This window comes from Nitrosomonas sp. H1_AOB3 (genome assembly GCF_015709435.1).
Lineage (GTDB): Bacteria > Pseudomonadota > Gammaproteobacteria > Burkholderiales > Nitrosomonadaceae > Nitrosomonas > Nitrosomonas europaea.
This window is the reverse complement of sequence record NZ_CP054389.1, coordinates 915,993-930,930: the sequence shown is the minus strand read 5'-3', so window position 1 is coordinate 930,930 and position 14,938 is coordinate 915,993. Positions and strand designations below refer to the sequence as shown.

Sequence of the window (14,938 nt, the reverse complement as noted above, 5' to 3'; positions counted from 1 at the left end):
ACCGAAGCAAAACTCATTGCTTCGTCAATTGCATTCCGCTGCAGTCAGGTACTTCAATGAGAAGCAGCTTATTTGGCCATCACTCCCGCACGCTTTCCCACAGTTTTTGCAGGCGTTTCACTGAAACAGGCGCCGGGGTTTTCAGTTCCTGGCTGAACAGGGAAATGCGCAATTCCTCGATCTGCCAGCGAAACATTTCCAGATTCAGATCCATCACTCCGGCCTGGCGGTGTTTGTTCAGTCGCTGAATGTACTGATTCCACAAGGCAGTGATGATTTCTGTCTGTTCCTGATCACGTGCCGGATTCTTGTTGTACTTATCAAGACGCAGGATCATGCCTTTGAGATAGCGCGGGAAATGTTGCAGATATTGCCAGCGGGTTCTACTCAGAAATCCCGGATAAATCAGGTGGTGAAGCTGTTCTTCCATGTCTTTTTTCAGGAAAATCGCTGATTTATCCAGGATGGTCAGTCGTTTTTTCAGTTCCTGGCAGGGTTGGGCGATGGTATGGATCAGCCCGGCTATCTCCTGTGAAACGGATCCCAGGCGTGTTCGGGCACGTGACGTCTGTAAATTGAATTCATCCTCGTTACGCGGTAAGGGATCATCACCGATCAATGCCAGATCGATGATGGCCGAACGAATATCTTCCTTCAATCTGTCCATTTCGATCAGGCTGCTCATGAGTAGAATCGTTTGTCGATCGACCAGCAGATTTTTCTCCAGTTGTTTGATCCGGTCCTTGAGTGCCAGACACAGTAAACGCAGCACCCCTTCCCGCATGTTATGTTGCGCGCCTTCCTGCGTATCAAATATACGAACGGCAACGCTTTGTTCCTGATCAACCAGCGCCGGATAACCGGTCAGCAACTTGCCGGCTCGGCTGAAACGGGTTTCCGCTGGTAATTCTCCGAAATTCCATCGGGTAATGTCATCACGTTCAATGGAATCAGGCTCTGCGCCGGCGCCACGTGCAAACAACTGCTGTGCTGTCTGACCAAATTGTGCCTTCAGCTCGGTCAGATCATGCCCCATGCCCAGCGTCATCCCGGCATCATCGATCACTTTCACATTCATCTGCAAATGGGTCGGCAGCAGCCTGCTGTCCCAGGTATCCAGCGGTACCTTGATTCCAGTTTCGCTGCGGATGAATGCAGTGAGAGACTCAGCAAGCAACATGGCCTGATCCGGGCAGCTATCCAGCCATTCCAGAAACCGGGTAATAAATTGCGGTACCGGGATAGCGTGACGGCGCACCTGCTTGGGCAGCATTTTCACGTACCAGCCGATCTTTTCCCGAATGAGCCCCGGCACCAGCCGATCGAAGTGAAGCGGCATGATCTGATTGAGTAGAGGCAATGGTACCGTAACGGTCACCCCATCCAGTGGATGGCCAGGATCGAAACGGTAACTCAGGGGCAATACGTGGCCGGCTGCTGTCAGGGTCTCGGGAAACTGTTCGGCAGCCGTTCCATCTACTGCCTGACGTATCAATACTTCCCGCGTCAGATACAGGAGCTCGGGTTCAGTCTGTTCCGCCTGCTTACGCCATTTTTCAAACGCAGTGCCGCTATAGATACCCGCTGGAATACGTGCAGCATAGAATTCGAATATCTGCTGCTCATCGACCAGAATATCCTGCCGCCGCACTTTGCTTTCCAGTTCGCGGATTTCATCGATCAGTTGCTGGTTGTGCTGCAGGAAAGATGCACTGCTTTCATACTCTCCCGCCACCAGCGCCTGGCGTATGAAAATTTCGCGTGCATATGCCGGATCGATCGGGCCATAGGCGATGCGCCGTTTGGGGACGATGGTCAGGCCATACAGGGTGATCCGCTCAAACGCCATCGCCTGTGCACGCTGCTTTTCCCAGTGCGGATCAAAATAGTGTTTTTTGCACAATTTACCGGCGATTCTTTCCAGCCAGGCCGGGTCGATTGCCGCTGCACAACGCGCATAAAGTTTGGTGGTTTCCGCCAGTTCAGCTGCCACCACCCATTTCGGTTGTTTTTTTCTCAGGGATGAACCAGGAAAAATCGAGAATTTGATGGCACGTGCCCCCTCATAAACCCCTTTCTCATCCGATTTGAAACCGATATTGCCCAGCAATCCGGATAACAGTGCCCGATGGATTTCATCATAGCCGGCAGAAACCTGATTGGGGCGCAACCCCATCTCACTGATCAGTATATGCAACTGGCCATGGATCTCGCGCCACTCGCGCATTCTGCGATGGGAAATGAAATTTTTCTGGCATTGTTCGATCAGTTTTTTATTGGATTTTTTGTGTTTGAGCAGCTCATTATAGAAATCCCATAGTTTGAGATAGCCGATGAAGTCAGAGCGATCATCACGGAACAGCTGGTGCGCCTGATCGGCAGCCTGCTGATGTTCGAACGGCCGGTCGCGCGGATCCTGCAGGCTGAGGGCAGAAGCGATGATCAGCACTTCGCTCAAACAATTTTCCTGTTTGGCCGCCATGATCATGCGGGCGATTCGCGGATCGGTTGGGAATCTTGCCAGTTGATGGCCGATTTGCGTCAGTCCCTTACGCTCATCTAGTGCGCCAAGCTCTGACAAAAGCTGATAACCATCCGCGATCATGCGCGGCGCAGGCGGCTGAATGAATGGAAATTGCTCGACATCTCCAATCTTGAGCGATTTCATACGCAGAATGACAGCAGCCAGCGAGGAACGCAGAATCTCGGGATCAGTATATTCCGGGCGGGCATTGAAATCTTCCGCTGAATACAGCCTGAAACACACGCCGTTCATGACCCGACCGCAACGCCCTGCGCGCTGGTTGGCCGATGCCTGGGAAATCTTCTCGACCAGAAGCTGCTCTACCTTGTTGCGGTAACTGTAGCGATTGATTCGCGCCAGCCCTGTGTCGATCACATAACGGATACCGGGAACTGTGAGGGAAGTTTCGGCAACATTGGTTGCCAGTACGATTCGCCGCTGCTGACCGGGAGCAAAAATACGCGCCTGTTCTGTATGAGATAACCGGGCAAACAGCGGCAGAATCTCTAAACCGGCCTTACCACCCGGGCCGGAGAAAGCATGTTTGCGCAATGTCTCGGCAGTTTCCCGTATTTCCCGCTCTCCAGGCAGAAATACCAGTGTGTCGCCCTCCCCCATGCGCATGGCTTCATCGATCGTGCTGAGAATGGCCCGGGGCAGATCGCGATCTTCTCCGTCGATCGGATCATTGGGCTGGTAATGAATCTCTACCGGAAACAGCCTGCCGGATACCTCGATGACGGGGGCATCATTGAAATGAGAGGCAAACCGCTGAGCATCGATGGTAGCGGAGGTGATGATCAGCTTCAGATCCGGGCGGCGCGGCAGTAATTGTTTGAGGTACCCGAGCAGGAAATCGATATTCAGGCTGCGCTCGTGTGCCTCGTCGATGATGATGGTCTGATAGGCGCGCAACAACGGATCCTGCTGCGTTTCTGCCAGCAGGATGCCATCAGTCATCAGCTTGATGCGCGTATCGGGGTGAGTCTGATCAGAGAAACGTACCTTATAGCCAACCAGTTTCCCAAGCGGGCTGTTCAGTTCCGTGGCAATACGTGCGGCAACGGTTCTTGCAGCGATACGCCGGGGCTGGGTATGGCCGATCAGATGTCCGGTACCCTGTCTCCCGGCACCTTGCCCCAGCTCCAGGCAGATCTTCGGTAACTGCGTCGTTTTTCCGGAACCGGTCTCACCACAGATGATGACCGCTTGGTGTTGCCGGATCGCACGCGCGATTTCTTCACGCCGTGCGACAACCGGCAGATCTTCCGGATAGGTAATACAGGCAGGTTGTTCAGGGAGATACGTCAACAGCGGTTACTTGCTTACGATGACCTTTTCTTTCTGGGTGCTGAGCGTGCCCTGTTCGATGATGGCGACTGTCAGCCTGGAAACGGCGACACGCTTACCGGTTTCTTCTTCGGTAATATCCGTCTGCCAGACCTGGGTGCGTCTGCCAACGTGCAGTGGTGTACATACTCCGATGACATTGCCTTTCGTTACCGCCCGGATATGGTTGGCATTGATTTCGATACCCACGGCCCGGTACTGTTCGGGGTCGATCGTCATCCAGGCAGATACACTCCCCAGTGTTTCGGACAGTACACAACTGGCGCCCCCGTGCAGAATGCCGAAAGGCTGGGTGGTGCGGTGATCGACCGGCATGCTGGCTTTGAGAAAATCAGAGCCGACTTCCAAAAAACGGATACCGATATATACGCCCATGTTGGCATTGCGCAGCCCTTCCAGGTAATCGACGGTATAGCTTTTAAACCAGATGGATTGATTGGAATTCATATTGTCTCCGCGTATGTGACAGGCGCTCAGGAAAGCACAGTGGAATGATCCGGAACCAGTACCGATCCGGTATTCTGTGAACTTCTGCGTTTCTCCACTGCTTCCGCCAGTTCAGACAGCACCTGCTGTGTCGTATCGAAATCGATGCAACCATCCGTGATGCTCTGTCCGTAAACCAGCTCTTCCCGCCGTTTACCCTCCACATTCTGTCTGCCGGCCACCAGATGGCTTTCGATCATGAGGCCACAGATCGAACGATTCCCGCCCGAGATTTGCCGGGCCACATCTGCAGCCACTTCCGGCTGACGCCGATAGTCCTTATGGCTGTTGGCATGACTGCAATCGATCATCAGATAAGGGGGCAGCTTGGCTTTCCGCAGCGATTCAACTGCCGAGGCAACACTTTCCGCATCATAATTCGGTGATCTTCCGCCGCGCAGGATGATATGGCAATCCTCATTACCTCTGGTCGAAAAAATGGCAGTGTGGCCTTCTTTGGTAACCGACAGGAAATTATGCGGACGTGACGCCGCACCAATGGCATCGATTGCGATATTCAGATTGCCGTAAGTGCCATTTTTGAAGCCCACCGGACAGGAAACACCAGAGGCCAGCTCGCGGTGGCCCTGGCTTTCCGTCGTACGTGCGCCAATGGCTGCCCAGCTGATGAGGTCGGCTACATATTGCGGACTGATCAGATCGAGAAATTCGGTCGCGGCCGGAATTCCTTTACTGCCCAGCTCCAGCAGCAAACCGCGCGCAAGCCGCAATCCCTTGTTGATATGGAAACTGTCATCCAGATCCGGGTCGTTGATCAACCCTTTCCAGCCGACTGTCGTGCGTGGTTTCTCGAAATAAACCCGCATGATGATATGTAACTGATCTTTCAGATCCTGACGCAGATGATTCAGACGGGATGCATATTCCAGTGCCGCATCCACATCGTGGATCGAACACGGGCCGCATACCACCAGTAACCGATCATCTTCTCCCCGCAAAATATCGTGGCATTGCTGTCTGGCAGCAAGCACGGTCTCGGCAGCCTGTTCGCTCAATGGGAATTCATGATGCAGCTCCACCGGTGGAGTCAGTGTATGTACCCCGATGATGCGCAGATCGTCGGTTTTATGTTTCACAGATGATTCCTTGATAATTATCCTTTTCATTTTTCCTTGCCGCTCCGGAAATACGGATTGCCCGACTTCACGTTGTGTAGCCCGGCTCTGTTTTTAGCGGCAGTATTTTACTGCGATGTTCCGGCAACCGCCATTATTCTTGCAATGAAGCCAGATGGCTGGCCACGTCTTCCTTGCTGAAACCAATGGCGCTTGCAATACGATCAGCATGGCTGATACGGGAAATCCCGGGTATCAGCCGGTGAGACGGTTTCTCAGAAACGAACTCGACCTGCAGATAGTTGCCTATGTTTTCCTGCTGCAAACGTTCACACAATTCATGGTTATGGGTCACCAGGATGGTAGTTGCACCCAGCTGATGAAATCCTTTCAGCACATATTCCGACAATGTCATTTTCTCTTCGAATGTGGTGCCTTCTGCCAGTTCATCAAGTACCACCAGCGAGCGAGGGGTGGAGTTGAAGAAAATTTCACGGGTTTGTTTCAATTCGTGTGCAAAACGTCCCATCCCTTCTTCCAATTGGCCGGGATCGGGTATCTGATAAAAAATATGCTCGGCAGGCACGGCTCGTGCCTGGACAGCAGGCACGTAGGCTCCAGCTTGTGCCAGTAACTGGATCTGGACGACCGTCTTGCAGTAGGCCGTCTTTCCGCCACTGTTCGGCCCTGTCACGATCAGCAGATGCTTGTCATTATCCAGCACGATATCGTTGGATACATAATCCGGGCGAGTTCTCACCAGCAAGGGATTCCTGGCACCGGATACGACCAGCGTATGTCGTCCATCCATATCAATCTCCGGCAGGACGGATTCCCCGGGAATCGAACGTGCATGGCGGTGTAACGCCAGCAGCTCATCGATCATCCCCATGGCTTCAATGGTTCTGGCCAACTCCGGGCTTTGTCGGAACAGCCTCTGCAGCGGGTATATCACCGAATCCCGATCCGAAGCGCTGATGGCCTGCAGAATGATGGGAATGATCGGTACGACCAGAATCAGCAGCCCGTAACCGACATAGCTGGCTACCAGTTCATTCAGCGTGTTCTGAAAGAAAAGCAGCAGGCCAGCCACGAAAGCCAGAAAAAAGCTGATAAACGGCCACTTGAACATGGAAGGGCGAAAACGCTGAATAAGCAGATACCGTGGCTTTTCCTCCCGGGTCATGAATTTTCCTTGCGATACATAGATAGGCCCATGCATCAGGGCATAAGTACGTGACCGGGCAAAATCCCGCAGAGTCTGTACCAGTGTCCGCAGGTAATCACTCTCAGGCATGGGTAATGCTTCCGCCTCTTCGACCAGATCGACGACGAAACCGGTCCCATCGATGAACTGACGATAACCATAGCCGCCGAATTCCAGCTTGTCTTTACCGGTTTTATCTCGGGGATCATCCGTCGTCAGCCCTCCCGCAAATTCACCGTACAGCAGGTGATGCAGCGATGCCTCATCTATCGCTATCCGTTTGATGTATTGTTCGAGCACTTTCAACAGATCCGGATTGGATTCCAGTTCACGCAGCGCTTCCTGTTTACTTTGCAGCAACGCGGCATCCGTCACGGGGCGGGCGAGCGAACGGTAGAGTATGGATTGGCCTGTCAGGGTTTGTGCCTGGTTGATCTCATCGAACAAAGCATCGACTTCCACGGCGGCAAAAGTCTTGGCGTCCAGCACGCCGTAATTATCCGCAGTCGGTCTGGTATCGCGTATTCCGGAAGGATTCTTGCCGGATGACAAAATGAAACTTTCGCGCCAGACAGAAGCCGCGGTATCTTGTGTTGTATCATTCATGGTTCGGGTTGTAATGACATGCGTTGACTCAGTGTTTCCAACTTTAGCCGATTTTGCCACTTTATGCTGGATTGATGACAATAGAAACCATGATCGGGCTTTTTGGAATCTCTGATCGAGTCCTCCATGAGCCGCATGGCAGGCAAAATCGTGATGGTCACAAGAAGCGCGACGAAAGTCGCAGTTTTCTACGATGCAGAGGAGCACGACACAGCGTGCGGCCATGCGGGATTTAATCAGCGACTCCTTAATCCAATACAGGTAACAGATCTTTCAGATTGCAGCTTTACCGCGATGCGTAAATTATTTAAAAAATACCTGCCCTCCCATGAAAGCATCCGGCAAAACCGTTTTGTAAATTTTTTCGGCACGCTGCTGTATCATCACAACCTTTGGCATTTACACCGCCGCTCTGTTGCCGGAGGTGTGGCGGCAGGTCTGTTCGCCGGCCTGATTCCGGGCAGCAACCCGGTACAATTCTTTTTCGCCACCCTGTTTTCCGTGATATTCAAAGTCAATCTGCCCATCGCCGCTTTCGTGACGCTTTACTCCAACCCTTTTACTATCGTGCCACTTTATCTGGCGGCCTATACGCTGGGTGGCTGGGTGACGGGCGGTACGAGAAATTCAGGCAGTCTCCCCCCGCTGGAGCTAGGTCTGCTGGATAAAAATCTGTCGGAATGGATTCCCGTTCTGACGGATTATCTGGTTACATTCGGGAAACCGCTGATAACCGGATTGTTTCTGCTCGCTTCTCTGCTATCCATCACCGGTTATTTCACAGTACGGATTCTCTGGCGCTATTACGTCGTACATGCATGGCACAAACGGGCCAAACGCCACCACCCCGATAAATAATTTTTTGTTTTTTTCACCCTCATGCCCAAATCACGACGGCTACTTCGCATAGCAGGCATTGCACTGGTGATTGCTGCAACAGGCTCTACCACCTGGTATCTGACTCGAAGCGCCCCTCAGGAAGTCGAACTGGTCACCGTCAGTCGCGGTACCGTCGAAGCCACCGTGGTCAATACCCGCGCCGGTACCATCAAAGCATGCCGACGTGCCAAATTATCGCCGGCAGCCGGCGGCCAGGTCATCCACCTGCAAATCAGGGAAGGCGATCGGGTCAAAGAAGGCCAGATTCTGCTCGAATTGTGGAATGCCGATTTGCAGGCACAGTACGATCTCTCCCGGCAGCAGCTTGCCACTGCTGAAAGCCGGCAGCGTGAAACCTGTATTCTGGCCGGGAATGCACAGCGTGAATCTGTTCGCACTCAGCAGCTGGTAGAAAAAGGATTCGTCAGCTCACAACGTGCCGATGAGGCTGATGCCACGGCCAAAGCTCAGCAGGCCGCCTGCACTGCCGCAGCAGCCGAAGTCAAACGGGCTCATGCACAGATTGCCGTCAGCCAGGCCAATCTCGAACGCACCCGGCTCATTGCACCCTTTTCCGGCGTCGTTGCGCAGATTACCGGGGAACTGGGTGAATACGTTACCCCTTCTCCTCCGGGAATTCCCACTCCTCCGGCAGTCGATCTGATCGATGATTCCTGTTTGTATGTGAGTGCCCCGATGGATGAAGTCGATGCTCCTAAAATCCGCATAGGACAAACTGCACGTATTACGCTGGATGCCCTACCCGACCAGGTTTTTGACGGAAAAATACGCCGGATTGCTCCCTATGTGACTGAAATCGAGAAACAGGCACGCACGGTGGATGTGGAAGCAGAATTTGTCAATCCCACTCAGGCTGTTCTGCTGGTAGGCTATAGCGCTGATATCGAAGCCATCATCGATCAGCGTGAAAACGTGCTGCGTATTCCCACCCAGGTCATCCGTCAGGACAACAAAGTATGGGTGCTGGGCCAGGATGACACGCTCGAGGAACGCACCCTGAAAACAGGGTTGGCCAATTGGGCCTATTCCGAAGTGCTCGAAGGACTGTCAGAAGGAGATCAGGTGCTGCTGTCCAGCGATAATGGAAAAATCACAGCCGGCACCCGCGTCATTCCCAAACCACCGCAGCCATGATACAGCTCTCCGGCATCACCCGTATTTTCCACATGGGTGATCAGGCCATCCATGCGCTCGATCATATCGACCTGACGATCGAATCCGGCGAATACGTTTCCATCATGGGGCCTTCCGGATCAGGTAAATCAACCTTACTGAATGTCATCGGACTGCTGGACCGGCCTGACAGCGGGCATTATCTGCTCGACGGCAGGAATGTCACTGATCTGTCGGAAACCGAACAGGCACAGGTACGCAGGGAGAAAATCGGTTTCGTTTTTCAATCCTTTCATCTGATCCCCCGGCTGACCGCAGCAGAAAACATCGAGCTCCCCCTGATACTGACCGGCATGCCGCCTGCAGATCGCAAGATACGTATCATGGAAACCCTGCAGGCATTCAATCTGAGTGATCGCGCACATCATCGTCCGGCTGAACTGTCCGGCGGGCAACGCCAGCGCGTCGCCATTGCACGGGCCACCATTCTGCGTCCCACTGCGCTGCTGGCGGATGAACCGACCGGTAACCTGGATCATCGTATCGGCTCGGAAGTCGCGGCATTACTGGAAGCATTGAATCAGACGGGAACCACTCTCATCGTGGTGACGCATGACCGGGAGTTGGGATCGCGTGCCCGGCGCCGGATTGCCATGCGGGATGGACAGATCGACGTCGACGAACGATGAAATTACGGGATCTCCTGCATTTTTCTCTCAGAACCATCACCAGCTATCCTGCCCGCTCGTTCCTGATCATGCTGGCCATGGCGCTGGGTGTGGCTGCAGTCATCATTCTGACTGCACTGGGTGATGGCGCACGCCAGTATGTCGTCAACGAATTTTCTTCGATCGGCACCAATCTGATCATTGTCCTGCCCGGTCGCGCCGAAACGGCAGGCAGCTTTCCCGGTGCGGTCATGGGGCAGACCCCGAGAGATCTGACATTGGAGGATGCTCATTGGGTGGGAAGACTGCCGCAAGTCAGACGTTATGCTCCTCTGAATGTCGGCGTGGCCGAGCTTTCCGCCACAGGCAAATTGCGTGAGGTTACCCTGATGGGAACCACGGCTGAAATTTTTCCGATTCGCCACATGAAACTCGCACAGGGAAGATTTCTTTCACACTCGGGTGAAAACAGTGCACAAATCGTGCTGGGTGCAAAGATTGCACAGGAATTCTTCCCGGATGGCAATGCACTGGGGCAGCGTGTCCGCCTGGGTGACCGGCGTTTTCTGGTCACCGGAATCATGGCCGTTCAAGGTGAATCCATGGGGTTCAATTCGGATGAACTGGTCATTATCCCGATCCAGCATGCCCAGACGCTGCTCAATACCACTTCGCTGTTCCGGCTGCTGATCGAAACCCGTCATCACAACGAGATCGAAAATGCCAAAGAGGCCATTCATCAAGCCCTCATCCGCCGTCACGACGGTGAAGATGATGTGACCGTGATCGCCCATGATGCCGTGCTGGCTACGTTTGATCGCATCCTGCGCGCACTGACACTGGGGGTTGCCGGAATTGCCGTCATCAGCCTCGCCGTTGCCGGCATTCTGGTCATGAATGTCATGCTGGTTTCAGTCAGTCAGCGCACAGCGGAAATCGGCCTGCTCAAGGCAATCGGTACCCCGGCGTCGGCCATTCGTCATATTTTTCTGGCCGAGGCAGTCTGGTTATCGGTCACGGGTGCATTCGCCGGATTCGTTCTGGGGCAGGCGGGAAGCTGGCTGTTGCGCCTGGCCTACCCGCTGCTGCCCGCCTGGCCACCACTCTGGGCCAATTTTGCCGGGATTGCCGTCGCCGTATTGGCTGGTGTTCTTGCCGGATTATTACCGGCGATCCGTGCAGCAAAGCTGGATCCGGTCATGGCACTCAGTAAACGGTAGATTTTGCGATGAGCTTCCTCGATGCACTGCGATTTGCACTGCGAGCGCTGACCGCTCACCGGATGCGTACGTTTCTGTCCGCATCCGGTATCGCCATCGGGATTGCTGCCGTGATTCTGCTGACTTCGATCGGTTCAGGCATCCAGCATTTCGTTTTATCCGAGTTCACTCAATTCGGAACCAATATTCTGAACATCACTCCTGGCAAAATTCGCACGCGCGGTGCTTCGACCGGCTCGATCGGCAGTGTGCGCCTGCTGACGATCGAAGATTCACTTGCTCTTAAATCATCCCGTCATGCGATTTATACCAATGCAACCGTGACGGGTAACGCCGAAGTACGCGGTGGCGGCCGCAGCCGGCGTGTCACTGTGTATGGTCAGGGGCCGGATTTCGACCGGGCATTCAACATGCATACCGCCATCGGGCAGTTCCTACCAGCGGATGATCCGCGCAATCCACGCGCGTTTGCCGTGCTCGGTGCAAAAGTACACAAGGAACTGTTTGGGGATGCCAATCCGCTGGGTTCAGTGCTGCAGGTAGGTGGTTCACGTTTCCGCATCATCGGTGTCATGGCATCGAAAGGCCAGGTGCTGGGGTTTGATCTGGATGATACGGTCTATATTCCCACTGCCCGGGCGCTGGAGATTTTCAACCGGGAAGGCGTGATGGAAGTGCAGGTGGTCTATCCACCGACTACACCACTGGATGAAGTCATGGAAGATATCAAACGCATCATGGTCGAACGGCACGGGCGCGAGGATTTCACGATCACACCGCAGCAGCAGATGCTCAGTACGCTGTCTACCGTACTCGATGTGCTGACTTTCGCCGTCGCGGTGCTCGGAGGTATTTCACTACTGGTCGGTGCAGTGGGAATGATTACGCTGATGCATATTACAGTCAATGAACGAATGGCTGAGATCGGTCTGCTCAACGCACTGGGCGCAACCCCCATGCGCATCCGTATCCTGTTTCTGCTGGAATCGACGGCACTCTCGACGCTAGGCGGTATGATCGGGTTGATGACAGGCTCGGGTATTGCGGGGCTGCTGAGCGTGTTATTCAGCGATTTACCTGTCAATATCCCGTGGCGCTATGTTCTGGCAGCGTTGATTCTGTCAGGTGTGATCGGGCTGGGAGCGGGTGTGGTTCCCGCCATGCGTGCAGCCCGACTCAACCCGGTAGATGCTTTACGCGCAGAATAACAACACTGATCCGGCTGTTTCTTCAGTGCGCTTTTACGTAATCCACCAGCTTCTGAAAGGAAAAGAGGTTGTCCTGCTTCTGCAGCGGATTATGACATTGCGCACAAGTCAGATCGTTATCCTTGGCCTTGCCTTCCGGATCATATAACGCAAATCCCCAGTTACCGGAACGATCATCCGCTTTAAAGGCACCGTCCCAGTCATTTCTTTTTTCCATGACGGCAATGGCAGCCAGTTTATCGATGACAAACAACCCATCTTCACCGGACTGGATTTTGCCCTCGGCATCTTTTTTCGGTGCATAGATTTCCATGATTACGATCGAGCCGGGAGCAGCTTCCTCACCTTTTTTGTAGCTCTCCACTGCAATCTCGTTTGCATAGAATTTTGCCAGTTGTGTCTGATTGGCGCGGTTGGCTGTATCGTAGTGTGTAAAAATCTGTTCATATTTTTCCGGAAATTTGACGAATTCCGGGTTTCCGCCCGCATACGCATGCAACGACAGTGTCAAACCGACCAGTGCAGATAATCCGAAGCTTGATTTCATTTTCTCTCTCCTTTTGAAAATCACCCGGCAAACGAGCTGCCAGTAAACATGGATTGTTTTATTTTTCGAATGAAAAACAGAATCTGCACGGAAAAAAGCGTGCAGATTCCACTAACATTATAGACACTACCGTTCGAATCATGAAACCCGTGATCTGGTATGCAGCAAGATGAGCAAAGAAAGCCTCATCGCCCAAAACGCGATGCTGTCAGGGTCGTATCCGCATGCTCCCAGGCTTTTTTGAAGCGTGCCTCTATAACTTTCGCTTCAGCTTCCTTTTTCTGAGCAATCAGAGCCTGCTGCAATCCAAAGAGCGCCCAACCATTGTCACGATTGCGCTTCAGATCTTCCCAGTAAACTGTTTCTGCTTCATCCGGACGCCCTGCTTTCAGCAGAATGGCACCCAATGCGAGCCGCGGTGGATAGTGCCATTCGGCCGGCTCCGTATACACCAGCGCATCTTCGTAGCGGACGGCCCGTTCAAGATGTGCAACCGCAGATTCATATCTCCCGCGAGCAGCGGCGATCTCGCCCGCCAGCACTTCAGGACCGATCCTCAGAATATCGTATGCCGTATTTCTTGAAAGTAGCGGATTATCAAGAGCAGCACGATTCTTTACGATTCTGCGCAACTGTTGCAGCTCTCTTTCGGCTCGCTGTGACTGCTTCGTCGCCACATAGGCCAACCCGCGTACATAATGCCAGCTTCCCTTGAGAAACGCGTTGAATGCAGGAGGCGCAGGCTCGGCAAGTATTGCCTGCCATTGCCCAAAGCGCGCAAGCGCCCAGTAAGGTACTACACGAAAGATGGCTGTAAATGACATTTCACGCAGCAATGCATCGTCTACCTTGCCGGCCGCTTTCCGTGCACTTTCAAGTGCCAGTGCACGCTGGCCACCGGCAGTCGCAGCAAACCAGAGGAAATGAATATTGTGCGGATAATACGCCATCGGGTACAGCCCCGGAGCATGAGACTGTCCCATGTAATGTTCATCCGCTGCAATCGCCAGTTGATTACTCTTTACGGAATCCGCATAGCGGCCGACTCGCTGAAAAATATGGGAAGACATGTGAACCATATGCCCGGCACCCGGCATCAGGGTCATCAGTGTATCGGCTGCATGCTCGGCACGTTCCGGTGTATTTGTGGGTTCCATCAGATGAATGTACATGTGCAGCGCACCGGGGTGAACCGGGTGGCGACGCAATACGTCTTCAGTCACTGCCACGATTTCATCTGTCCCCTCATGAGGATGACCATCCCGCATCCAGTAATCCCACGGGCGAAGATCCATCATGGATTCCACATAGAGCACAGCGATATCCGCATCATCCGGAAAACTGCGATGCACTTCTCGCATGGCATCAGCATAGGCTTTGTCATTTGCCTTGCGATCTTCATCTGCCCCTGAATAACGTTTCTTCAACGCCCGGATCAAGGCCTGCTCCCTGGGGGATGCAGATACCATGAGCGATTCTGCCTGTTTAACCAGTTCCAGAGCACGAGGCTCATCGGCAGGATCCATCAGTGCATTGACATTCGGACCGAGTACCAGTGCCTGTCCCCAGTAAGCCATCGCAAGCCCTGGATCCAGCTGCGCAGCTTCCTGAAAGGCGCGACCTGCTTCAGCATGGTTGAAGCCATAAGCAAGACTGAGGCCCTGATTGATGAACAACTGTGCCCATTCATGCTGCGTACTGACCGGAAATGAATGCGTTCCGAGATTCTGTAACCGGGAAGCAAGCTGGTCGCCGGACAGCGGCTGATCTGCGAGAGCCGACAGCTCACGAGATCGATGTTCTACCGTAGATACTTCATGTTTTTCGTGATGTCCGGCTGCATTTTCGTCAGACTGGATCGTTGAACAGGAAACACTGACAACCGCTGACAGCAGCCCCACCACAAGAGAATTAAAAGCACGGGTTTTCATATACCTCTCCTTGAAAATATTTTTTACAGTTGCGCGGCGGTCTTCTCTATTGGTATTGATACATTTTGATTCTGGACCTTATGCCCGTGAATTTCAAATCAA

The 14,938-nt window shown here is 53.4% G+C and carries 11 protein-coding genes; 5 read left to right on the top strand and 6 right to left on the bottom strand.

Going from position 1 to position 14,938, the window contains the following annotated elements; translation table 11 throughout:
- Window positions 1-79: 79 nt before the first annotated feature.
- The 4 genes from hrpA to HRU73_RS04465 all read right to left on the bottom strand — a co-directional run bounded on the left by hrpA (window position 80) and on the right by HRU73_RS04465 (window position 7,249).
- A complete protein-coding gene (gene hrpA, locus HRU73_RS04480; protein ID WP_287399629.1) occupies window positions 80-3,835 on the bottom strand; it encodes an ATP-dependent RNA helicase HrpA in 3,756 nt (1,251 codons plus the stop codon).
- A 6-nt stretch (window positions 3,836-3,841) separates the two neighbouring features.
- Window positions 3,842-4,321, bottom strand: a complete 480-nt coding sequence (locus HRU73_RS04475) for a hotdog fold thioesterase (RefSeq protein ID WP_276679769.1) — start codon at window positions 4,319-4,321, stop codon at window positions 3,842-3,844.
- Between the two features lie 26 nt (window positions 4,322-4,347).
- Window positions 4,348-5,487, bottom strand: coding sequence for a 3-deoxy-7-phosphoheptulonate synthase (locus HRU73_RS04470; protein ID WP_287399626.1), 1,140 nt, complete (start codon window positions 5,485-5,487; stop codon window positions 4,348-4,350).
- A gap of 103 nt (window positions 5,488-5,590) precedes the next feature.
- A complete protein-coding gene (locus HRU73_RS04465) occupies window positions 5,591-7,249 on the bottom strand; it encodes a MutS-related protein (RefSeq protein ID WP_041356557.1) in 1,659 nt (552 codons plus the stop codon).
- Between the two features lie 126 nt (window positions 7,250-7,375).
- Here HRU73_RS04465 and HRU73_RS04460 point away from each other — a divergent pair, with 126 nt between their 5' ends.
- From HRU73_RS04460 to HRU73_RS04440, 5 genes are read left to right on the top strand one after another with little or no spacing between them, the layout of a single operon-like run.
- Window positions 7,376-8,107 (top strand): DUF2062 domain-containing protein, encoded by a 732-nt coding sequence (locus HRU73_RS04460; RefSeq protein WP_234988978.1) that lies wholly within the window; start codon window positions 7,376-7,378, stop codon window positions 8,105-8,107.
- Window positions 8,108-8,128: 21 nt separating this feature from the next.
- On the top strand, window positions 8,129-9,283 hold the full coding sequence (locus HRU73_RS04455; protein ID WP_011111439.1) for an efflux RND transporter periplasmic adaptor subunit: 1,155 nt from the start codon (window positions 8,129-8,131) through the stop codon (window positions 9,281-9,283).
- Window positions 9,280-9,951, top strand: coding sequence for an ABC transporter ATP-binding protein (locus HRU73_RS04450; RefSeq protein ID WP_011111438.1), 672 nt, complete (start codon window positions 9,280-9,282; stop codon window positions 9,949-9,951). Before HRU73_RS04455 ends, HRU73_RS04450 begins: the two co-directional genes overlap by 4 nt.
- On the top strand, window positions 9,948-11,150 hold the full coding sequence (locus HRU73_RS04445; RefSeq protein WP_281871142.1) for an ABC transporter permease: 1,203 nt from the start codon (window positions 9,948-9,950) through the stop codon (window positions 11,148-11,150). The genes HRU73_RS04450 and HRU73_RS04445 overlap by 4 nt, the downstream gene beginning before the upstream one ends.
- An 8-nt stretch (window positions 11,151-11,158) precedes the next feature.
- A complete protein-coding gene (locus HRU73_RS04440; RefSeq protein ID WP_011111436.1) occupies window positions 11,159-12,358 on the top strand; it encodes an ABC transporter permease in 1,200 nt (399 codons plus the stop codon).
- Between the two features lie 22 nt (window positions 12,359-12,380).
- On the opposite strand, the gene HRU73_RS04435 is transcribed toward HRU73_RS04440, so the two are convergent.
- A complete protein-coding gene (locus tag HRU73_RS04435) occupies window positions 12,381-12,905 on the bottom strand; it encodes a cytochrome P460 family protein (protein WP_287399624.1) in 525 nt (174 codons plus the stop codon).
- A 185-nt stretch (window positions 12,906-13,090) separates the two neighbouring features.
- Entirely contained in the window at window positions 13,091-14,836 is a 1,746-nt protein-coding gene (locus tag HRU73_RS04430) for a tetratricopeptide repeat protein (RefSeq protein WP_287399622.1), read from the bottom strand.
- Window positions 14,837-14,938: the final 102 nt, after the last annotated feature.